Genomic DNA, 19,507 nt, shown 5'->3' on the forward strand with positions numbered 1-19,507 from the left:
CGATGGCACGAACCGACTCCGACAGTTGGGATCTGGCGACCAGTGTCGGCGCGACGGCGACCATGGTGGCCGCGGCCCGCGCACTCGCCAGCCGGGAACCCGGCGCGCTGATCGACGACCCGTATGCGGCGCCGTTGGTGCGCGCGGTCGGCGTGGACTTCTTCGTCAAGCTCGTCGACGGTGAGCTCGAGCTGCCCGCCGACACAGAAGAGGCCCGCGCCGCAGCGCAGGTGATGACCGAGATCATGGCGGTGCGGACGCGGTTCTTCGACGACTTCTTCGTCGAGGCGGCGACCGGCGGGGTCCGGCAGGCGGTGATCCTGGCCTCCGGCCTGGATTCGCGTGCCTACCGGCTGCCGTGGCCGGCGGGCACCCTGGTCTACGAGCTCGACCAGCCCGAGGTGATCGAGTTCAAGACGCAGACCCTGGCGGGGATCGGTGCACACCCGGCCGCCACCCACCGCCCGGTCGGCATCGACCTTCGTGACGACTGGCCGGAGGCATTGCGCGCAGCGGGATTCGACGCCACCGCGCCCACTGCCTGGAGCGCCGAAGGCCTGCTGCGCTATCTGCCACCCGATGCCCAGGACCGGCTGTTCGACAACATCACCGCGCTGAGCGCACCGGACAGCCGGTTGGCCACCGAGGACCACCCCGACGCCGGGGTGGGGATCGGCGAGAAGGCCGATCGGCTCGGCCGCCAGTGGAAGGACCACGGGTTCGACGTGAACCTGTCGCAGCTGTTCTATCCCGGTGAACGCACACCGGTCGTCGACTACCTGCGCGAGCGCGGCTGGGCCGTGCGGTCGCGCTCCCGCCCCGAGGTGTTCGACGGCTACGGCCGGGAGTTCCCCGACACCGACGAGCTGGCGGCACTACGGGATTCGCTGGCCGTCACCGCTGTTCGAGAATAGGAGACCGCAATGACCCGGACCGACGGCGACAGCTGGGACCTGGCATCGAGCGTGGGCGCCACCGCGACCTCGGTGGCCGCGTCGCGGGCACTGGCCTCCAAGGGCCCCGACGCACTGATCGACGACCCTTGGGCCGACGTCCTGGTCAGGGCAGTCGGGCTCGAATCGTTCGTCCGGGTGGCGGACGGGCAGGTGCACGTGGCCGGTGACCCGATCCTCGACCGCAGGCGGATGAGCGAGCAGATCGCGGTGCGCACGCGTTACTTCGACGACTTCTTCACCGACGCGGGAGCGGCAGGCGTGCGGCAGGCGGTGATCCTGGCGTCCGGGCTGGACACCCGCGCCTACCGGCTGGACTGGCTGGCGGGCACCGTGGTGTTCGAGATCGACCAGCCGCAGGTGATCGAGTTCAAGACCCGCGTGCTCGCCGATGCCGGCGCCACACCGGCCGCCGACCGCCGCACCGTCGCCGTCGACCTCCGGGACGACTGGTCACAGGCGTTGCGCGACAGTGGTTTCGACGCGCAGACGCCGACGGCCTGGATCGCCGAGGGGCTGCTGGTGTACCTGCCGCCCGATGCGCAGGACCGGTTGTTCGACAACATCACCGCACTCAGTGCACCGGGCAGCCGGCTGGCCACCGAGCACATGGACACCACCGCACTGCCCGAGAATTGGGCCGCGGAGCTCACCGAGCGCGCGAAGCGCGTCGGCTCCGACATCGACCTGGCCGCACTGTTCTACACCGGTGAGCGCACCCCGGCCGGAGTGTACCTCGCCGATCACGGTTGGCAGGTCAGCACGGTGTCGAGCACAGAGGCCTACGCCGCCAACGGTTTCGCCTTCCCCGAGGACGACCTGCTCCGGGTGTTCGGCGACTCGGGCTACCTCTCGGCCACCCTCACGACGTAGCGTGATGCACGTGGCACGTGCAGATGATGACAGCTGGGACCTGGCGTCCAGCGTGGGCGCGACGGCGACGATGGTGGCCGCAGGCCGGGCCGTCGCCAGCCGCGACCCGCGCGGGCTGATCAACGACCCCTTCGCCGCTCCCCTGGTGCGCGCGGTGGGAATGGAGTTCTTCACCAAGATCGCCGACGGCGAGTTGGAGATGTCCGACCTCGACCCGGAGTCCGCACCGCGGGTGCAGGCCAACATCGACGAGATGGCGGTGCGCACGAAGTTCTTCGACGACTACTTCGAGGCGGCCACCAGGGGTGGGATCCGCCAGGCGGTGATCCTGGCGTCCGGCCTGGACTCGCGGGCCTACCGGCTGGCGTGGCCGGACGGCACCGTGGTCTACGAGATCGACCAGCCCGAGGTGATCGAGTTCAAGACCCGCACCCTGGACGGTATCGGCGCGACGCCGACCGCACAGCGCCGCGCGGTCCCCATCGATCTGCGCGAGGACTGGCCGGCCGCGCTGCGCGCCGCGGGATTCGACGCCGGTGCGCCGACCGCATGGTGCGCCGAGGGTCTGCTGATCTATCTGCCGCCCGAGGCGCAGGACCGGCTGTTCGACGACATCGACGCGCTGTCGGTGCCGGGCAGTGCCGTCGCCACCGAATTCGTCCCGGCCTTGCGCGATTTCGATCCGGAGAAGGCGCGCGCGGCGACCGCGGAGTTCCGCAGGCAGGGCCTGGACATCGACATGCCGTCGCTGATCTACCACGGTGAACGGCAGAGCGCGGCGGAGTACCTGACGGCCAAGGGATGGCGGATGGACAGCACGCCGCGCTCGGAGTTGTTCGCGCGCTACGGCCTTGCGGTCCCCGACCTGGGCGAGGACGACCCGCTGGGCGAGATCGACTACGTCAGCGGCCACCGCTAGAAGCGGTGGTCCCCCAGCCACAACGCGTTCACCCCGGACAGCGACCGTTCGGCCTGACCGAGCATCCCGACCACCGACCGGCTCACCAGCGCGCCGAGCGCGTCGGGCAGCGACGCGGCGGCGGGCTGTGACGACTGCCTTGGCCGCAACATGTCCATCAGCGAGGAACCCGGGTATCCGACCAGGCGCACATCGGCGTCCGCGTCGAGACCGGCGAGCACCTTGGCCCGGTTGATCGCGGTGCGCAACCCGCCCAGTTCGTCGACCAGGCCGTGCTCCTTGGCGTCGGCGCCCGTCCACACCCGGCCCCGCGCCACCGCCTCGACGGCCTCCTCTGACAGCTTGCGGCCGGCGGCCACGCGTTCGACGAAGTCGGTGTAGGACATGTCCGCCTCGGCGACGACCTGGGCGTGCTGCTCGTCGGTGAACGGGGCGTTGGGTGACCAGGCGTCGGCATTGGCGTTGGTGCGCACCGAATCCGAGCCCACACCGAGGCGGTCCTTGAGTTCGCGCGCCACCAGCTTGCCGGTGATGACGCCGATCGATCCGGTGATGGTGCCGGGATTGGCGACGATCGCGTCGGCGTCCATCGAGACGTAGTAGCCGCCGGACGCGGCCACCGCGCCCATCGAGGCGACCACCGGCGTGCCGTTGCGGCGCACCCTGACCACCTCACGCCAGATCGTCTCCGACGCCGTCACCGACCCGCCGGGGCTGTCCACGCGCAGCACGATCGCCGACACCGAGTCGTCGGCCGCGGCCTCACGCAGCGCCGCCGCGATGGTGTCGCCGCCTGCGCTCGAATTGCCCAGTGGCAGCAGCCCGGGGCCGCCGCGGCCGCTGACGATCGGGCCGTCCAGGGTCACCACCGCGATGGTCGGCTTGCCCTTGCGGCCGGGAAGCGAAGGCGCGGGGCGGGGCACGGTGGCCCGGGCGTAGCGGGACAGGAACAACCGCGGTGGGGCGTCGGGGCCGTCGGGATCACCGGACTCGGGCGAGATGTTCTGTGCGCCGGACAATTCGGCGATCCTGGCGTACGCCTCGTCGCGGAACCCGATACGGTCCACCAGTCCGGCGGTGACCGCGGCGTCGCGCAGCAGTGGCGCCTTGTCGGCCAGCGCGTCGATGCCCGCACGGTCGATGTGGCGCGATTCCGCGATCGCGCCCCACACCTGCGACTTGAGGCTCTCGATCAGCCGGCTGTCGGCCTCGCGGTGGGCGTCGGTGTAGCGATCCTCGGTGAACACATTGGCGGCCGACTTGTACTCGCCGAGCGCGATGAACTGCGCCTCGATGCCGGCTTTGTCCAGCGCGTCGCGCAGGAACATCGCGTTGGTGGCGAATCCGACCAGGCCGACGGTGCCCGACGGCTGCATCCACACCTCGCGAAACGCCGAGGCCAGGTAGTAGGACAGCGTGGCGGGGTACGCCTCGGCCCACGCCAGCGTGGGCTTGACGTCGCTGAACGCCGAGATCGCCTCGCGCAGCTCCTGCACCGGGCCGGCAGCCCATACCGGGAACTGCACCCGCGCGATCAACCCGGCCACGCGGTCGTCCTCGGCCGCGCGGTGGACGGCGGCCACGACCTGGCGCAGCACCGGGGGACGCCCGCCACTGGAGATCATCGCGAGCGGATCGAATCCGTTGCTCTCCTTGGGCACCGACTGCAGATCGAGTTCGAGGATGCACCCGTCGGGAACACCGTGGTGACGTGCGGTGTCGACGCGACGGACGAGCCCGCGCAGGTCGTCGGCGCCGGGGATACCCGGAAGGAAAGCGGCCATGATTCGAGGGTACCGATTGCCCCAGGACCGCCTGTCCGGCCTCGTACGGTGGTCGGGTGCGGTTCTCCATCGCGATACCCCAGTTGGACCCCGACGGCTTCGACGCGGACGGGGTGAAGGATTTCCTGAAACGTGCCGAAGACCTGGGGTTCGAGGGCGGGTGGGTGCTGGAGCAGGCGATCGGGCCGACACCGGCGCTGGCGCCGCTCGAGCTGCTCGCGTACGCCGCCGCCTGCACCAGCCGACTGCGGCTCGGAGTCGGGGTGATGCTGACGGCGCTGCACGATCCGCTGCAGTTGGCGGCGGCGGTGACGACGGTCGACCGGCTCAGCCACGGCCGGCTGGATCTCGGTGTCGCGGCAGGCGGCAAGCGGCGCAAGTTCGAGGCGTTCGGCGTCGAGCGCGCCACGTTCGTCAGCAGCTTCACCGAGGGCCTCGAACTCATGAAGGCGGCGTGGTCCGACGAGCCGCGGGTGACGTTCCACGGCCGCTTCCGGGACGTCGACGATCTACCGATCCAGCCCAAGCCGGTGCAGCGTCCGCATCCGCCGATCTGGTTCGGCGCCAACGCCCCGAAGGCGCTCGCCCGGGCTGTGCGGCTGGGCGACGCGTTCCTGGGTGCCGGCTCGTCGACCACCGCGGCATTCGCCGACGCGGTCCTGGTGGTGCGCCGCGAACTCGACGAACAACGCAGGGACGCCGAACAGTTCACGATCGGCAAGCGGGTGTACCTGGCGGTCGACGACGACGCGGATCGGGCACGGGAGCGTGTGCAGACCGGCCTGCGCCGGATCTACGGCGGCATGGCGGGAATCGAGGATGTCCCGGTCGCGGGCACGCCCGACGACGTGGCGCGCGGGCTGCGTGAGGTGATCGACGCGGGGGCGCAGATGGTTCTGCTCAACCCATTGGGTGCCGACGTCGCCGAGGACCGCGAGCAGATGGAACGGCTTGCCGCAGAGGTTCTTCCACAGTTGCGCTGAGTTTGGCGCGGTTGTCCACAGCTTCGGTCTCGCACTTCCCCGTGTCAGACCCCTCTGCAATAATCGAATGTATGTTCGATCCGATGCAGGCAAGTTTCGACCAGGTGCTGGCCGTCACGCGCCCGGAGTCGGTCGAAGCGCGCGAACTGCTCTCCGCCGTGGTGGCGGCGGCGCGCCGGGAGAACCAGCAGGCCGCGGCCCGGTTGACCGCGATCGGCGAGTTGTATGCGGTGCGGTTCGCCGAGCGCGATGAGCTCAGCGACCAGTGGGCCGTGGACACCGAATCCGAGGTGGCCGTCGAGATCGGCGCGGCACTGAACATCGCCTACGAGCGGGCCAAGGACCAGGTCAGCCTCGCCCGCGGCCTGCGTGAACGCCTACCGTTGGTCGCGGCGATGTTCCGCGCCGGTGCGCTGACCCTCGACATCGTCGACACCCTGCTGCACCGCACCACCCTGATCACCGACCCCGCTGTGTTGACCCACGTCGACGCCACCCTGGCCGGTGCGGCGGCCCGGTTGATGAGGCTGAGCTACGGCCAGGTCTGCGGGTACATCGACCGGATCATCGCCACCCACGATCGCGATGCGGTGCGGCGCCGCCAGAAAGCCGCCGACGAACGTGAGGTGTGGGTCGTCGACGGCCTCGACGGGATGAGCAGTTTCGGCGGCACCATGCCCACCGCCGGGGCCCGGGTGTTCGACAACCGCCTCGACGCGCTCGCCGACACCGTCTGCCCCGATGATCCCCGCACCAAGAAGCAGCGCCGCGTCGACGCCATCGAAGCCATCGCCACCGGCGCCGAACACCTGGGCTGCCGATGCGGCAACCCCGACTGCCCGAACAGGAACGCGATCGCCGCCCCGTTCGTCATCCATGTCGTTGAGGGACCCGACGAGCACGCCGCCACCGAAGCCCAGCCCGCCGCCGCGGCCGCCGACACCGACGCCACTGCCCATTCGGGTACCGCTGACTCGGTGGCGAGCCTGGTTCACCACGACGGCCTCCTGCCGCCCGAACAGCTCACCGGCCTCGCCGAGCACGCCACCATCCGGCCACTCATCCACCCCGGCGACGCCGCCCCCGAACCCCGCTACACCCCGTCACGCAATCTGGCGGAGTTCGTGCGGTGCCGCGACATGGGCTGCCGATTCCCCGGCTGCGACGTGCCGGCCTTCAGCACCGACATCGACCACACCATCCCCTACAGCCAAGGCGGACCGACCCAGGCATCAAACCTCAAATGCCTGTGCCGCCTACACCACCTGATCAAAACGTTCTGGGGCTGGCACGACCAACAACTAAGGGACGGCACCGTCATCTGGACCAGCCCCGCCGGGCAGACCTACACCACCACACCCGGAGCGGCGCTGCTCTTCCCGCACCTGTGCACCCCCACCGCCGCAGCCATCATCACACCGCGGACAGGGGACCCGTGCGGTGAACGCACCGCGATGATGCCCAAACGCCAACGCACCCGAGCCCAGAACAAAGCCGCCCGCATCGCCGCCGAACGCCAAGCCAATCGCGAACACCGCGAAGCCCGCCGCCAAGCCCGCCGACACGCACTCGACAAACTCTTCGCCCTCCAGCCACCACCCCAACCCGGCGACGAACCCCCACCCTTCTAGCCACACCACGGCCCAACACCGCCGACACCACCACACGTCGGCGGTAACCGCCTGCGCGGAGCACTCGAATCCCTCTCCCCCGCAGCACGCGGTGCCCTACTCTGCCGTCAAGGCGGGAGGTCAACATGGTGCTCAAGGTCGCGGTATCACCGGACGACATTCACGGCGACGCCGACGAGGGCTACGGCAAGGTCGCCGACGCGTTCCGCGCGAACTTCGCCGCCCGGCAGGAGGTGGGCGCCGCCGTCGCGGTCTACCGCGACGGCGTCAAGGTGGTCGACATGTGGGGCGGCTACCGCAACGGCTTCACGAAGCAGCCGTGGCAGCGCGACACCATCGTCAACATGTTCTCGACCACCAAAGGCATTGCGGCGCTGACGACTGCGGCCGCGGTGTCGAAAGGCCTCTTCTCCTACGACGACCGGGTCGCCGACCTCTGGCCCGAATTCGCTCAGGCCGGAAAAGCCGACGTCACGGTGCGCCAGCTGCTCGCCCATCAGGCCGGTCTCTGTGCCCTGACTCCGGCACCCACACTTGCCGACGTCGCGGACACCCAGCGTCTCTCGGCGATGCTCGCCGCCCAGAAACCCGCCTGGGTGCCCGGCACCCGACACGGCTATCACGCCATCACCCTGGGCTGGTACCAATCCGAATTGATCCGCCGCACCGACCCCGCGGGCCGGACGCTCGGTCGGTTCCTCGCCGACGAGATCGTCACACCGCTGGGTCTCGACCTGCACATCGGACTGCCCGACACCGTCAGCACCGACCGCATCGCCCTCGTCCACTACTGGAAACGCTGGGAGACGCTGCTACACATGAACGTGATGCCGCCGGGCTTCCTCGCGACGTCTCTCAACCCCGTCGGCCTCACGGCGCGAACGGTCGGTGTGCCCAGAGACATCAACGCTTTCGACGGCGCGTACAACCGACCGGACGTGCGGGCCGTCGAGATCCCGTCCGTCAACGGCCACGGCACCGCCGATTCCGTCGCCCGGCTCTACGGTGACGCCGCCACCGGCGGCGCCGAGATCGGCTTCGACACCGGCACGTTCGAAGCACTCACGGCGCACGCCGTACCACCCAGCAAGGGCTCGAGCGACAGGGTCATGCATGTCGACGTCGCATACTCACTCGGGTTCTGCAAGCCGATCTCACCGCACTTTTCGTTCGGCTCATCGGAGAAAGCTTTCGGCACACCAGGATTCGGCGGCTCCTTCGGCTTCGCCGATCCCGACACCGCTACCGGTTTCGCGTACGTGATGAACCGGCAGGGATTCCATCTGTACAGCGACCCGCGGGAACTCGCGATCCGTCAAGCACTGTTCCGCGACGTGCTGCAGACGCGTCCGCAGAACTAGCGGCCGGTGAGGCGGCGGTGCTGCGGGCAGTAAACGGCCACCGACGCCCGCATGAAGCCGACGGCCTCCTCACGGGTCATGTTGCTGTCCTCCAGCGTGGACACCACGCCACGCACCACCGGCGCCGGGTTCGGATTGGCGGCCAGCTGCTGGGTGATCGCCTCGCAGACCGCGCGCCCCATCGCCGGGAGGTCGGTTCCAGGTGCGCCCTTCAGGCCCATCTCGGTGATCACTTTCTGAAACCGATCGTCGTTGCTGTCGGCGTGGGCGATTGCCGTGCCACCGCAGACCGCGAAGCCGGCGACGGCAAGCGCGGCGGCGGCCGAACGGAAGTACCGGTTCATGGTCTGCTCCTCGATTGGCAGTCGCTGTGTGATCGCGCCCGCGCCGTGCAACGTTACGTCAACGACAAAGGCCCCGCACGCGGGAAGCGTGCGGGGCCTCTGATCGAATGTCAGAGCTCGGTGGCCGATCCGCCTGCGGCGGTGATCTTCTCGCGAGCACTGCCGCTGAACTTGTGGGCGCTGATATTGACGCTGACCGACACCTTGCCGTCGCCCAGCACCTTCACCAGCGTGTTCTTGCGCACCGCACCGGCCGCCACGAGTTCATCGAGGCCGATGTCGCCGCCCTTGGGGAACAGCCGGTCCAGATCGCCGACGTTCACCACCTCATACGAGGTGCGGAAGCGGTTCTTGAAGCCCTTGAGCTTCGGCAGCCGCATGTGGATCGGCATCTGGCCGCCCTCGAACGTCGCCGGGACGTTCTTGCGGGCCTTGGTGCCCTTGGTGCCACGGCCTGCGGTCTTGCCCTTGGAGCCCTCGCCGCGACCGACGCGCTGCTTGGCCTTCTTCTCGCCGGGCGCGGGCCTCAGGTCATGGAGCTTGATCGGTGTCATTCTCAGACCTCCTCTACGTCAACGAGGTGGTGCACGGTCTTGATGAGTCCGCGGGTCTGCTCGTTGTCCTCACGGACCACCGTCTGGCGGATCTTCCGCAAGCCGAGCGTGCGCAGACTCTCCCGCTGGTTCCAGCGCGCACCGATGGTGCCGCGCACCTGGGTGATCTTCAGTTCAGCCATGTCATGACGACCCTTCACGTGCAGCAGACGCGGCCAGCGCGTCAGCCTCACGACGGTGCCGCAACATGCTGGCCGGGGCGACATCCTCGATGGACAGCCCACGCCGGGCAGCCACCTCTTCCGGACGCTGGAGCATCTTCAGCGCGGCCACGGTGGCGTGCACCACGTTGATCGCGTTGTCGCTGCCCAGCGACTTCGCCAGGATGTCGTGCACGCCGGCGCATTCGAGCACCGCACGGCACGCACCACCGGCGATCACACCGGTACCGGGGCTGGCCGGACGCAGCATCACCACGCCTGCGGCCGCCTCACCCTGCACCGGATGCGTGACGGTGCCACCGATCAGCGGGACGCGGAAGAAGCCCTTGCGAGCCTCCTCGACACCCTTGGCGATCGCGGCGGGAACCTCTTTGGCCTTGCCGTAACCGACGCCGACCATGCCCTTGCCGTCACCGACGATGACCAGGGCGGTGAAGCTGAATCGCCGACCACCCTTGACCACCTTGGACACCCGGTTGATCGCGACGACGCGCTCCAGGTAGTTGCTCTTGTCGCCGCCGTCGCGGCCGCCGCGTCCACCGCGGTCGTCACGACGACCCCGGTTGTCGCCGCGATTGTCGCGGGAGCCTCGCTGGTCGGACGTCGCCGGCCCGGCCGCTCCTGCTGCCTGCTCGGCCATCATGCAGTCCTTCCGTTGCTGTCAATCATCAGAACGTGAGCCCGCCTTCGCGAGCCGCATCGGCGAGCGATGCGATCCGTCCGCCGTAGGTGTATCCGCCGCGGTCGAACACGACCTTGTCGATACCCGCGGCCTTGGCGCGCTCCGCGATCAGCTGACCGACGCGAACGCTGTGGGCCTTCTTGTCGCCGTCCACCGCCCGCACGTCGGCCTCGATCGACGAGGCCGCCGCCAGGGTGGTGCCGGTGAGGTCGTCCACCAGCTGCACGTGGATGTGCCGTGACGAACGGTGCACCACCAGGCGCGGCACGTCGGCGGTACCGGCGACCTTCTTCCGCAGCCGCGCGTGGCGACGCAGTCGCGACGTCCGGCGCGTCTGGGAGATGTTCTGCCCCACGGGCTTGCGCGTGGTGGGGGCTTCTGTCTTCGCAGCCATCTCTACTTACCTGTCTTTCCGACCTTGCGGCGGATCTGCTCACCTTCGTAGCGGATCCCCTTGCCCTTATAGGGGTCGCTCTTGCGCAGGCGGCGGATGTTGGCCGCGATCTGGCCGACCTTCTGCTTGTCGATGCCCGTGATCGAGAACTTCGTCGGCGTCTCCACCGCGAAGGTCACACCCTCGGGCGCGTTGATGACGACGGGGTGGCTGTATCCCAGCGCGAACTCCAGCGTGTTGCCCTTGAGCACCACGCGGTAGCCGACGCCGAAGATCTCCATCTTGGTGGTGTAACCCTCGGTGACACCGGTGACCAGGTTGGCCACCAACGTCCGCGACAGCCCGTGCAGCGAGCGGTTACGCCGCTCGTCGTTGGGCCGGGTCACCACGATGGCGCCGTCGTCCTGTGAAACCTTGATCGGCTCGGCCAGGGCCACGGCCAAGGTGCCCTTGGGGCCCTTCACCGAGACGTTCTGACCGTCGATGGTCACGTCGACCCCGCTGGGGATGGTGACCGGCTGCTTACCAATGCGCGACATGATTCAGTTCCCCCTCACCACACGTAGGCGAGGACTTCGCCGCCCACGCCGCTTCGCGCTGCCTGGCGGTCGGTGAGCAGGCCCGACGACGTGGAGATGATCGCCACGCCCAGGCCGCCGAGCACCCGGGGCAGGTTGGTTGACTTTGCGTAGACCCGCAGGCCGGGCTTGGACACCCGGCGCAGACCCGCGATGCTTCGCTCGCGGCTGGGGCCGTACTTCAGCTGCACCACAAGGGATTTGCCGACGCGGGCATCCTCGGTGCGGAAATCGGAGATGTAACCCTGCTCCTTGAGGATCTCGGCGATGTTCGCTTTGATCTTCGAGTGGGGCAGTGTCACCTCGTCGTGGTACGCCGAATTGGCGTTGCGCAGACGTGTCAAGAAGTCTGCGATCGGGTCCGTCATTGTCATGACAGCCGGTTCACCTTCCTCGCGGCGGTTCCCACTGTGGTCAGTTCCATCGGGGGCCTACCGCAACCTGTTTGGATTGGTCTGATTTGAAAGCCGGCTTACCAGCTGGACTTCTGCACACCGGGCAGTTCACCCGCGTGCGCCATTTCGCGCAGGCAGATGCGGCACAGCCCGAACTTGCGGAACACCGCGTGGGGACGGCCGCACCGCTGGCAGCGGGTGTAACCCCGCACCTTGAACTTCGGCTTCTTGTTGGCCTTGTTGACCAGCGCCTTCTTTGCCATCTGCTCAGTTCTCCTTGAACGGAAAGCCCAGCGCCCGCAGCAGCGCTCGTCCTTCGTCGTCGGTGGTCGCCGTGGTGACGACGGTGATGTCCATGCCGCGGGGACGGTCGATGTCGTCGATGTTGATCTCGTGGAACATCGACTGCTCGTTCAGACCGAAGGTGTAGTTGCCGGTGCCGTCGAACTGCTTGGGGCTCAGGCCGCGGAAGTCACGGATACGCGGCAGCGCGATCGAGGTCAGCCGGTCGAGGAACTCCCACATCCGGTCGCCGCGCAGCGTCACACGCGCACCGATCGGCATGCCCTCGCGGAGCTTGAACTGCGCGATGGACTTACGGGCCCGGCGGATCTCCGGCTTCTGGCCGGTGATCAGCGCCAGGTCGTTGACCGCGCCGTTGATCAGCTTGGCGTCGCGGGCGGCGTCGCCGACACCCATGTTGACGACGACCTTCACCACGCCGGGGATCTGCATGACGTTGGCGTAGCCGAACTCCTTGTTCAGCGCGTCCTTGATCTCTTCGCGGTAGCGCTGCTTCAGGCGGGGGATGGTCTTCTCTGAGTTCTCAACAGTGGTCATTTACTAGATGTCCTTGCCGTTGCGCTTCGAGACGCGGACCTTCTTGCCGGTCTCGTCGTCGAAGCGGTAGCCGATGCGGGTCGGGTTGCCGTCGGAGTCGATCACCATCACGTTGCTCACGTGGATCGCCGCCTCCTGCGTGACGATGCCGCCCGAGGACGCGCCCCGCTCGTTCGCCGACTGCGCGGTGTGCTTCTTGATCCGGTTGACGCCCTCGACGAGGACCTTCTCGCGGGTCGGGTAGGCCTCGATGACCTTGCCCTTGGCGCCCTTGTCCTTGCCGGAGATGACCAGCACCGTGTCGCCCTTGTGGACCTTCATCTACAACACCTCCGGGGCAAGCGAGACGATCTTCATGAAGCGCTTCTCACGCAACTCGCGGCCGACCGGGCCGAAGATGCGGGTGCCGCGCGGGTCGTTGTCGGGCTTGATGATGACGGCGGCGTTCTCGTCGAACTTGATGTAGCTGCCGTCGGCGCGCCTGCGCTCCTTGACGGTGCGGACGATGACGGCCTTGACGACGTCGCCGCGCTTGACGTTGCCGCCGGGGATGGCGTCCTTGACGGTCGCCACGATCACATCGCCGATGCCGGCGTATCGCCGACCCGAGCCACCGAGCACACGGATGCACAAGATCTCCTTGGCACCCGTGTTGTCGGCGACCTTCAGCCGCGATTCCTGCTGAATCACTCGATCTCCTGACCTGGGTTATGTCTGCACGCCAGATACCGACCTGGTCGTACGCGGTCTTGCGTCACCGAAGAGCACGCAGGGCCCATCCGAATGGATCGGCCGAGGTCTGCCCAAGGCAACCCGTTGATTCTAGGTGAGGACCTGCGGAGAACCAAATCGTCGCTGGTCAGCGATCACGGCCGCGGCTGCGGAGCCCGCCGTGGGCGGCGGCGCAGCGCCCGCATAGTCGTGGTTCAGGGTAGTGCGACGCCGAAGTCCCCGGTGAACACCTCGGCCGCGGCTTCGAAACCGTCGGCCCCCATCGGTGCCGTGACGTGCACGGCAGCCAGGTACATGCCGCCGTCGGGGGTCCAGATGTGCACGATGCGGTCCCGGTATTCGATGGCGTCCTGCTCGGTGTCGGACAGCGTGCCCATCAGTTCCTGGCCGCTGTAGTCGCAGAGCTCGCCGGGCAGCACGCTGACCGCGCTGATCGACGAGTCGGCCACCAGCCGGTCCGAGTAGGTCTCGAACGCGTAGGCCGGCTCCTCGTCGGTCGCCGTCACGGTCACCAGGGCCTTGATGTCCTCGGGACCCGCGATCAGCACCCCGTCTGCGCTGGGCTGCGGCGGCCCGAAGCCGTCCGGGACCGCCACGGTGATGATCGGCGCGGCGGGGCCCGGTCCGGGCACCCTCGCCTCGGCGGCAGGCCGCGCCTCCGGCGCACAGGTCACCGTTCCCGGCGGCACCGGCACCCGATCGGTCGGGACGACGCCGAAGTCGATCGGCCCGGACGGCGGCGTGAACGTCGGAATGCTCGACGACGAGGGCTGCGACGACTCCGATGCATCCGGCGGCTGCGACGCCGCCACTGCCGTGCCGTCGTCGGTTCGCGAGCATGCCGTCGCCAGGCACACCACGGCCAGCGCAGGCGCGAGAGTTCTCTTCATCATCAGTCCCTCGCGAAAGCCCGCGCGAAGTCGCGGTCCAGGTCGGCATACGGTGTGCCCGAGACGTCGACGTTCACCAGCGTGATGGTGCCACCGGTGAACGGGAACGGCGCGGTGTAACTGCGCGACACCGGTGAGCCGGTGTTGCGTCCGACCGACAGGCTCGCACCCGCCAGGCCGAATGTGCCGGGGTGCACCTCCATGCCGGCCAGCTGGGCGACCAGTTCGTCGTCCAGGTAGAGCGTCGCCTCGCCGAGTGGGGTGTGGCTGCCCTCGACCGTGCCGGTGCGGACGAAACCGACGCCCAGCGTGTGCCGCCCGGGCGCGACGACCGCAGGCGAGGACATCGTCTGCTCCTTCTCGCCGAGGAAGTTGTACACGTAGTGCAGCCGGCCGTCGGCGAAGAACAGCACGTGGCCGCCGTGTGCGCCACCGTGTTTGAACACCACACCCGCCGCGTCCGCGTCGTCGAGAAGCACGTCGGCGCGTACCGCGAACGACCGGCCCTGGATCTCGACGGCGGCGCCGACGCCGACGTCGGCGGTGCCCGGGTAGTAGCTGTAGGAGTCGCGTGCCGCGGCCAGATACGGCCGGTGCCGCGACAGTGTCTCCAGGATGTCGAGGTCCGCCAGCGGGAGGCCGTTGTACTTGTCGGCCTCGCTGAACCACAGCGCCTGCAACTCCTCGAGCCTGTCGGGGTGTTCGGCGGCGAGATCCCGGCACTGGCTGCGGTCTTCGGCGATGTGGAACAGCTCCCAGCGATCGCGGTCGAAGTGCGACCAGCCGGCAGGCGACGCGGCGTGCACGGTGTTGGCGAACCACCCCCGGTGCCAGATGCCGCGGGTGCCGAGCATCGCGTAGAACTGGGTGTCCTTGCCGGTTTCGGCGGCCGGGTCGTCCAGCGCGGCGCGGAAACTGATGCCGTCCAAAGGTATCTGCGTCACGCCCTTCACCGTGTCCGGTGGCGTGATGCCGAGCAGGTCGTACACCGTCGGGGTGACGTCGCAGACGTTGGCGTAGTGGTCGCGCACCTCGCCGTGCGCGGCGATGCCCGCGGGCCACGAGACGATGGCGGTGTCGGCGATGCCGCCCTCGTGTGAGGCGTAGCGCTTGAACAGCTTGTAGGGCGTGTTGAACGCCATCGCCCAGCCGATCGGGTAGTGGTTGTAGGTCTGCGGGCCGCCCAGCCGGTCGAGGAACCGCATGCCCTCCTCGGTGGTGTCGATGTAGCCGTTGAAGAACTTGACCTCGTTGACCGAACCGTTCGGTCCGCCTTCACCGCTGGCCCCGTTGTCGGAGATGACGACGACGATCGTGTTGTCGAGCTGGCCGGACTCCTCGAGATAGTCCAGCACCCGGCCGATCTGGGCGTCGGTGTAGCTGAGGAACCCGGCGAACACCTCGGCCATCCGGCTGAACAGCCGCTGCTCGTCCGCGCTCAGCGAATCCCAGGGCCGCACGGTGTCCTGCTCGGGCCATGGCTGCCCGTCCGGACCGGTCACGCCGCGGTACGGGTTCATCGGTGACAGCTCGGTGTCGGGCGGGACGATGCCCAGCTCCTTCTGGTTCTCCAGCACGATCTCGCGATAGCGCTCGTAGCCCATGTCGAAGCGTCCGGCGTAGCGGTCCGCCCACTCCGGGGCGACGTGGTGCGGCGCGTGGCCGGCGCCGGGGCACAGGTAGGTGAACCACGGCTTGTCCGGGGCGATCACCTTGGCGTCGCGGATGAACTCGATCGTCTTGTCCGCCAGATCTTTCGACAGGTGGTAGCCGTCCTCGGGGGTGGCGGGCGGCGCGACGGGGTGGTTGTCGTAGACGAGTTCGGGATACCACTGGTCGGTCTCCCCGCCCATGAAGCCGTAGAAACGCTCGAACCCGCGTGACAGCGGCCAGTGCCTGCGGGTGGCCGCCACGTTGGACTCCTCGAGCGGCGTGAGGTGCCACTTGCCGATGCAGTAGGTGTTGTACCCCCGCTCGGCAAGCACCTCGGACAGCAGCGTGGTGTCGAAGGGGATGCGGCCGTTGCAGTTCGGGAATCCGTCGGTGAACTCCTCGATCGTGGCCATGCCGACCGTGGTGGCGTTGCGGCCGGTGAGCATCGATGCCCGGGTGGGCGAACACAGTGCGGTGGTGTGGAATTGGCTCATCCGCACGCCGCGTTCGGCGATCCGGCTCATAGCGGGCATGTCGACCAGGCCGCCGAAGCAGTCCCACGTCGCGATGCCGGTGTCGTCCCACACCAGGTACAGCACGTTGGGTGCACCCTCGGGCGCGGTCGGCGCGGCGTAGGGCCCCCAGTCCGGCTCCGAATCCCGGATGTCGAGGTCGATCCTGCCCGCGAATTCCGGCGCCATGGCCGGGACGCTACACCGGCGGTACGGCCAGGGACGGCGGAATTGACGACGGCGACATCGGCCTCACAGCAACGCGTCGCAGCAGATCGGCACGTCGGTGATGTCGCCCATTCCGGCCATATCGATCACCCCGGGCACCACTCTGAGGTATTCCTAAGCGGAAGAGTTAGAGAGGTGCCGACATGCCCGCTCCGCTGCTGCCACCCGGCTTCGACTTCACCGACCCCGACATCTACGTCCACCGGTTGCCCGTGGAGGAACTGGCCGAGCTGCGACGCTCGGCGCCACTCTGGTGGAATGCCCAGCCGCCCGACGTCGGCGGCTTCGGTGACGGCGGGTTCTGGGTGGTGACCAAGCACCGCGACGTGCGTGAGGTCTCGGTGCGCAGCGACGTGTTCTCCTCGGCGGAGAAGTCGGTGGTGCCCCGCTACAAGGTCACCGGCGGTGGCGGCCAGATCGAAGCCGGCCGGGCGTCGATGATCATGATGGACGATCCCGAGCACACGCGACTGCGCAAGATCATCTCCCGCGGCTTCACCCCAAGGGCCGTCGAGCGGCTACGCGCCGAACTCGATCAGCGTGCCCAGCGCATCGCGGCCGCGGCGGCCGGACTGTCCACCGGCGACTTCGTCCTCGACGTCGCCCGTGAACTACCGCTGCAGGCCATCGCCGGCCTGCTCGGCGTACCGCAGGAGGACCGCGAGAAGCTGTTCGACTGGAGCAATCAGATGATCGGTGACGAGGACCCCGAGTTCGCCGAATACGACTCGCTCGGCTCGGCGGCCGAGTTGATGTGGTACGCCATGCAATTGGCGCAGCGCAAGGCCGGGCAGCGAAGCGAGGACATCGTCAGCGCGTTGATGGACGCCGACGACGACGGCCAGCTGACCGACGCCGAGTTCGGGATGTTCGTCGTCACCTTGACCATCGCCGGCAACGAGACGACGCGCCAATCCATCACGCAGGGGATGATGGCCTTCACCGAGCACCCCGAGCAGTGGGAGCTGTTCAAGGCCCGCCGCCCGAAGACCGCAGCGGACGAGATCATCCGCTGGGCCTCCCCGATCAACGCGTTCCAGCGCACCGCGCTGCGGGACACCGAACTCGGCGGCGTCCGCATCGAGAAGGGGCAGCGGCTGGTGCTGTTCTACCGATCCGCGAACTTCGACGAAGAGGTCTTCGACGAGCCGTCCCGATTCGACATCCTGCGACACCCCAACCCCCATCTCGGATTCGGAGGCACCGGGGCTCACTACTGTGTCGGCGCCAACCTCGCGAGGATGACGATCGACCTGATGTTCAATGCGATCGCCGATCACCTTCCCGACCTCAAGCCGCTCGGAGATCCCGAGCGCCTGCGGTCCAGCATGATCAACGGCATCAAGCACTGGGAGGTCGACTACACCGGCGGCCGACGGACGGATCAGTCCGCGCCGGCGTGACGGACGGGCCGATACGTTCGGGACCGGACCGGCCGCTCCCACAGCGCTCCCCCGTCGGCGGTGACGCCGGCCTTGATCAGTTCGCGTTTGAGGATCTTGTTGGTGGCCGTCTGCGGCAGCGCGTCGTTGATGCGGACGAAGCGGGGCCACGCCTTGGGTGACAGATCCTGTTGACCCCCGAGAAAGGTCTCGAGCCCGGCCGGGGAGAGTTCGGCACCGTCGTTCAGGACGACCGCGGCCATCACCTGGTCGCCGACCTGCGGGTCCGGCACCGCGTAGACCGCGACCTGGTTGAGTGCGGGCAGCCTCAGCAGGATCCGTTCGATCGGTGCGGCCGCGAGGTTCTCGCCGTCCACGCGCATCCAGTCGGCGGTGCGGCCCGCCAGGTAGATCCACCCTTCGGCGTCACGGTAGGCGAGGTCTCCGGACCAGTACATCCCGTGGCGCATGCGTTCGTCGGTGGCGTCGGGGTCGTTGTAGTACCCGCCGAACGCGCCGCCGCCGGTGGTGTTGACCAGTTCGCCCACCGCGTCGTCGAAGTTGACCAGCGCACCGGTCTGGTCGAATATCGCTGTCGCGCATTCGGTCACGGTGTCGGGGTGGTAGACGGCGACGCCTTCCCAGCCCCTGCCGATGGACCCGGGCGGGGTTCCGTCCTCGCGGACCACGATCACGGCGAACTCGCTGGAGCCGAACCCGTCCATCACCCGGCACCCGAACCGCCGTGCGAATCCCTCGATGTCGCGGTCGGCGGCCTCGTTGCCGAACGCGACGCGCAGCGGGTTGTCGGCGTCGTCCGGTTGCTCCGGGGTGCCGAGCACCAGCGCGAGCGGCTTGCCGACGTAGTTCATGTACGTGGCGCCGTACCGCCGGATGTCGTCGAGGAAGCGTGAGGCCGAGAACTTGGCGGGCACCATCGCCGCGCCGCTGCAGACGGCCACCGACCAACCGCCCGCCACGCCGTTCGAATGGAACAGCGGCATCGACAGATAGCAGACGTCGTCGGGGGTGATGTCGTGTTGCAGCACCAGGCTGCTGCCGCTGAGCACCGCCATCACGTGGGCGAAGGGGACCGCCTTGGGGTTGCCGCTGGTACCCGAGGTGAAGATCAGCATCATCGGGTCGGTGGCCGCGACCTCGCGGTGCGGCACCAGGGGACCCGCGGCGCCGACCGCCTCGAGGTAGGCCGCTGACGTCACGTCGATGACAGTGACGCCGGTCAGGTCCAGCCCGTCCAGCAGCGGCCGGTGGTCGGGATCGATGAGCAGCAGCTGACAATCCGATCGGCGGATGTCGTCGAGCAGGCCCGCGCCGCGGCGGGTGGTGTTGATGCCGCACAGAACGTAGCCACCCAGTGCGGCGGCAGCCATGGACCGCAACATCGCCGGGGTGTTGCCGAGCAGCACGCCGACATGCAGCGGCCGGGCCGGATCAGCCGCCCCGATCATCGCCGACGCCTCGGCGGCGGCCTCCGCGAGATGCTCGCGCCAGGACCACGTCCGGTCACCGTGCATGACGGCGATGCGGTCGTCGTCCATGCGGTCGCGAAGAACCTGCTGGATGGTCTCATGCATGGG

22 protein-coding genes are annotated in these 19,507 nt (G+C 68.4%); 7 read left to right on the forward strand and 15 right to left on the reverse strand.

Translation table 11 applies throughout. From position 1 onward, the window contains the following. The first annotated feature begins 2 nt into the window (after positions 1 to 2). The 3 genes from ACPCHZ_RS13345 to ACPCHZ_RS13355 are packed head-to-tail and all read left to right on the forward strand — an operon-like array spanning position 3 to position 2,745. Positions 3 to 914, forward strand: a complete 912-nt coding sequence (locus ACPCHZ_RS13345) for a class I SAM-dependent methyltransferase (RefSeq protein WP_423485166.1) — start codon at positions 3 to 5, stop codon at positions 912 to 914. A gap of 9 nt (positions 915 to 923) precedes the next feature. Then, a complete protein-coding gene (locus ACPCHZ_RS13350; protein WP_423485167.1) occupies positions 924 to 1,826 on the forward strand; it encodes a class I SAM-dependent methyltransferase in 903 nt (300 codons plus the stop codon). A 10-nt stretch (positions 1,827 to 1,836) separates the two neighbouring features. After that, positions 1,837 to 2,745: a class I SAM-dependent methyltransferase gene (locus ACPCHZ_RS13355; protein ID WP_423485168.1), complete on the forward strand. Its 909-nt coding sequence runs from the start codon at positions 1,837 to 1,839 to the stop codon at positions 2,743 to 2,745. Here ACPCHZ_RS13355 and sppA read toward each other — a convergent pair. Continuing rightward, positions 2,742 to 4,529, reverse strand: a complete 1,788-nt coding sequence (sppA, locus tag ACPCHZ_RS13360) for a signal peptide peptidase SppA (RefSeq protein WP_423485169.1) — start codon at positions 4,527 to 4,529, stop codon at positions 2,742 to 2,744. The genes ACPCHZ_RS13355 and sppA overlap by 4 nt on opposite strands. A 56-nt stretch (positions 4,530 to 4,585) precedes the next feature. Here sppA and ACPCHZ_RS13365 point away from each other — a divergent pair, with 56 nt between their 5' ends. The 3 genes from ACPCHZ_RS13365 (at position 4,586) to ACPCHZ_RS13375 (ending at position 8,504) form a co-directional block, all read left to right on the forward strand. Further along, positions 4,586 to 5,512 (forward strand): LLM class flavin-dependent oxidoreductase, encoded by a 927-nt coding sequence (locus ACPCHZ_RS13365; RefSeq protein WP_423485170.1) that lies wholly within the window; start codon positions 4,586 to 4,588, stop codon positions 5,510 to 5,512. 83 nt (positions 5,513 to 5,595) lie between these two features. Then, positions 5,596 to 7,143, forward strand: coding sequence for a DUF222 domain-containing protein (locus ACPCHZ_RS13370; protein WP_423485171.1), 1,548 nt, complete (start codon positions 5,596 to 5,598; stop codon positions 7,141 to 7,143). A gap of 125 nt (positions 7,144 to 7,268) precedes the next feature. Next, positions 7,269 to 8,504, forward strand: coding sequence for a serine hydrolase domain-containing protein (locus tag ACPCHZ_RS13375; protein ID WP_423485172.1), 1,236 nt, complete (start codon positions 7,269 to 7,271; stop codon positions 8,502 to 8,504). On the opposite strand, the gene ACPCHZ_RS13380 is transcribed toward ACPCHZ_RS13375, so the two are convergent. From ACPCHZ_RS13380 to ACPCHZ_RS13440, 13 genes are all read right to left on the reverse strand, one after another. After that, positions 8,501 to 8,848, reverse strand: a complete 348-nt coding sequence (locus tag ACPCHZ_RS13380) for a DUF732 domain-containing protein (protein WP_423485173.1) — start codon at positions 8,846 to 8,848, stop codon at positions 8,501 to 8,503. The genes ACPCHZ_RS13375 and ACPCHZ_RS13380 overlap by 4 nt on opposite strands. A gap of 110 nt (positions 8,849 to 8,958) precedes the next feature. Next, on the reverse strand, positions 8,959 to 9,402 hold the full coding sequence (gene rplO / locus ACPCHZ_RS13385; protein WP_269893735.1) for a 50S ribosomal protein L15: 444 nt from the start codon (positions 9,400 to 9,402) through the stop codon (positions 8,959 to 8,961). A 2-nt stretch (positions 9,403 to 9,404) separates the two neighbouring features. Further along, complete coding sequence (rpmD, locus tag ACPCHZ_RS13390; protein WP_364972694.1) at positions 9,405 to 9,584, reverse strand: 50S ribosomal protein L30; 180 nt, start codon at positions 9,582 to 9,584, stop codon at positions 9,405 to 9,407. A gap of 1 nt (position 9,585) precedes the next feature. Beyond that, positions 9,586 to 10,263, reverse strand: coding sequence for a 30S ribosomal protein S5 (gene rpsE / locus ACPCHZ_RS13395; protein WP_364972696.1), 678 nt, complete (start codon positions 10,261 to 10,263; stop codon positions 9,586 to 9,588). Positions 10,264 to 10,291: 28 nt separating this feature from the next. Next, a complete protein-coding gene (gene rplR, locus ACPCHZ_RS13400; protein WP_423485174.1) occupies positions 10,292 to 10,699 on the reverse strand; it encodes a 50S ribosomal protein L18 in 408 nt (135 codons plus the stop codon). A 2-nt stretch (positions 10,700 to 10,701) separates the two neighbouring features. Further along, the gene (gene rplF, locus ACPCHZ_RS13405) at positions 10,702 to 11,238 is read right to left on the reverse strand and encodes a 50S ribosomal protein L6 (protein ID WP_364972699.1); all 537 of its coding nucleotides are present in this window, start codon (positions 11,236 to 11,238) and stop codon (positions 10,702 to 10,704) included. A gap of 14 nt (positions 11,239 to 11,252) precedes the next feature. Further along, a complete protein-coding gene (gene rpsH / locus ACPCHZ_RS13410; RefSeq protein ID WP_264011091.1) occupies positions 11,253 to 11,651 on the reverse strand; it encodes a 30S ribosomal protein S8 in 399 nt (132 codons plus the stop codon). 98 nt (positions 11,652 to 11,749) lie between these two features. Continuing rightward, complete coding sequence (locus ACPCHZ_RS13415; RefSeq protein ID WP_011558444.1) at positions 11,750 to 11,935, reverse strand: type Z 30S ribosomal protein S14; 186 nt, start codon at positions 11,933 to 11,935, stop codon at positions 11,750 to 11,752. A gap of 4 nt (positions 11,936 to 11,939) precedes the next feature. After that, complete coding sequence (gene rplE, locus ACPCHZ_RS13420) at positions 11,940 to 12,512, reverse strand: 50S ribosomal protein L5 (protein WP_364972703.1); 573 nt, start codon at positions 12,510 to 12,512, stop codon at positions 11,940 to 11,942. A gap of 3 nt (positions 12,513 to 12,515) precedes the next feature. After that, a complete protein-coding gene (gene rplX / locus ACPCHZ_RS13425) occupies positions 12,516 to 12,833 on the reverse strand; it encodes a 50S ribosomal protein L24 (protein WP_269893730.1) in 318 nt (105 codons plus the stop codon). Further along, complete coding sequence (gene rplN / locus ACPCHZ_RS13430; RefSeq protein ID WP_137148880.1) at positions 12,834 to 13,202, reverse strand: 50S ribosomal protein L14; 369 nt, start codon at positions 13,200 to 13,202, stop codon at positions 12,834 to 12,836. Positions 13,203 to 13,438: 236 nt separating this feature from the next. Next, entirely contained in the window at positions 13,439 to 14,134 is a 696-nt protein-coding gene (locus ACPCHZ_RS13435) for a hypothetical protein (RefSeq protein ID WP_423485175.1), read from the reverse strand. Positions 14,135 to 14,136: 2 nt separating this feature from the next. Next, positions 14,137 to 16,488, reverse strand: coding sequence for an arylsulfatase (locus ACPCHZ_RS13440; protein ID WP_423485176.1), 2,352 nt, complete (start codon positions 16,486 to 16,488; stop codon positions 14,137 to 14,139). A 182-nt stretch (positions 16,489 to 16,670) separates the two neighbouring features. On the opposite strand from ACPCHZ_RS13440, the gene ACPCHZ_RS13445 reads away from it, so the two are divergent. Next, complete coding sequence (locus ACPCHZ_RS13445; RefSeq protein ID WP_423485177.1) at positions 16,671 to 17,930, forward strand: cytochrome P450; 1,260 nt, start codon at positions 16,671 to 16,673, stop codon at positions 17,928 to 17,930. Here the strand turns inward: ACPCHZ_RS13445 and fadD1 are convergent. Beyond that, positions 17,912 to 19,504, reverse strand: a complete 1,593-nt coding sequence (gene fadD1, locus ACPCHZ_RS13450; RefSeq protein WP_423485178.1) for a fatty-acid--CoA ligase FadD1 — start codon at positions 19,502 to 19,504, stop codon at positions 17,912 to 17,914. The genes ACPCHZ_RS13445 and fadD1 overlap by 19 nt on opposite strands. Between the last annotated feature and the right edge of the window lie 3 nt (positions 19,505 to 19,507).

Source organism: Mycobacterium sp. NPDC050041, from assembly GCF_049541695.1.
Classification (GTDB): Bacteria; Actinomycetota; Actinomycetes; order Mycobacteriales; family Mycobacteriaceae; genus Mycobacterium.

Coding starts and splice junctions, on each gene's coding strand:
- ACPCHZ_RS13440 (WP_423485176.1), bottom strand. CDS start 16,488: ATGGCGCCGGAATTCGCGGGCAGGATCGACCTCGACATCCGGGATTCG.
- ACPCHZ_RS13445 (WP_423485177.1), top strand. CDS start 16,671: ATGCCCGCTCCGCTGCTGCCACCCGGCTTCGACTTCACCGACCCCGAC.
- ACPCHZ_RS13375 (WP_423485172.1), top strand. CDS start 7,269: ATGGTGCTCAAGGTCGCGGTATCACCGGACGACATTCACGGCGACGCC.
- rpmD (WP_364972694.1), bottom strand. CDS start 9,584: ATGGCTGAACTGAAGATCACCCAGGTGCGCGGCACCATCGGTGCGCGC.
- rpsH (WP_264011091.1), bottom strand. CDS start 11,651: ATGACAATGACGGACCCGATCGCAGACTTCTTGACACGTCTGCGCAAC.
- fadD1 (WP_423485178.1), bottom strand. CDS start 19,504: ATGCATGAGACCATCCAGCAGGTTCTTCGCGACCGCATGGACGACGAC.
- rplO (WP_269893735.1), bottom strand. CDS start 9,402: ATGACACCGATCAAGCTCCATGACCTGAGGCCCGCGCCCGGCGAGAAG.
- ACPCHZ_RS13350 (WP_423485167.1), top strand. CDS start 924: ATGACCCGGACCGACGGCGACAGCTGGGACCTGGCATCGAGCGTGGGC.
- ACPCHZ_RS13345 (WP_423485166.1), top strand. CDS start 3: ATGGCACGAACCGACTCCGACAGTTGGGATCTGGCGACCAGTGTCGGC.
- rplE (WP_364972703.1), bottom strand. CDS start 12,512: ATGACCACTGTTGAGAACTCAGAGAAGACCATCCCCCGCCTGAAGCAG.
- rpsE (WP_364972696.1), bottom strand. CDS start 10,263: ATGGCCGAGCAGGCAGCAGGAGCGGCCGGGCCGGCGACGTCCGACCAG.
- ACPCHZ_RS13370 (WP_423485171.1), top strand. CDS start 5,596: ATGCAGGCAAGTTTCGACCAGGTGCTGGCCGTCACGCGCCCGGAGTCG.
- sppA (WP_423485169.1), bottom strand. CDS start 4,529: ATGGCCGCTTTCCTTCCGGGTATCCCCGGCGCCGACGACCTGCGCGGG.
- rplF (WP_364972699.1), bottom strand. CDS start 11,238: ATGTCGCGCATTGGTAAGCAGCCGGTCACCATCCCCAGCGGGGTCGAC.
- ACPCHZ_RS13415 (WP_011558444.1), bottom strand. CDS start 11,935: ATGGCAAAGAAGGCGCTGGTCAACAAGGCCAACAAGAAGCCGAAGTTC.
- ACPCHZ_RS13435 (WP_423485175.1), bottom strand. CDS start 14,134: ATGAAGAGAACTCTCGCGCCTGCGCTGGCCGTGGTGTGCCTGGCGACG.
- ACPCHZ_RS13380 (WP_423485173.1), bottom strand. CDS start 8,848: ATGAACCGGTACTTCCGTTCGGCCGCCGCCGCGCTTGCCGTCGCCGGC.
- rplX (WP_269893730.1), bottom strand. CDS start 12,833: ATGAAGGTCCACAAGGGCGACACGGTGCTGGTCATCTCCGGCAAGGAC.
- rplR (WP_423485174.1), bottom strand. CDS start 10,699: ATGGCTGCGAAGACAGAAGCCCCCACCACGCGCAAGCCCGTGGGGCAG.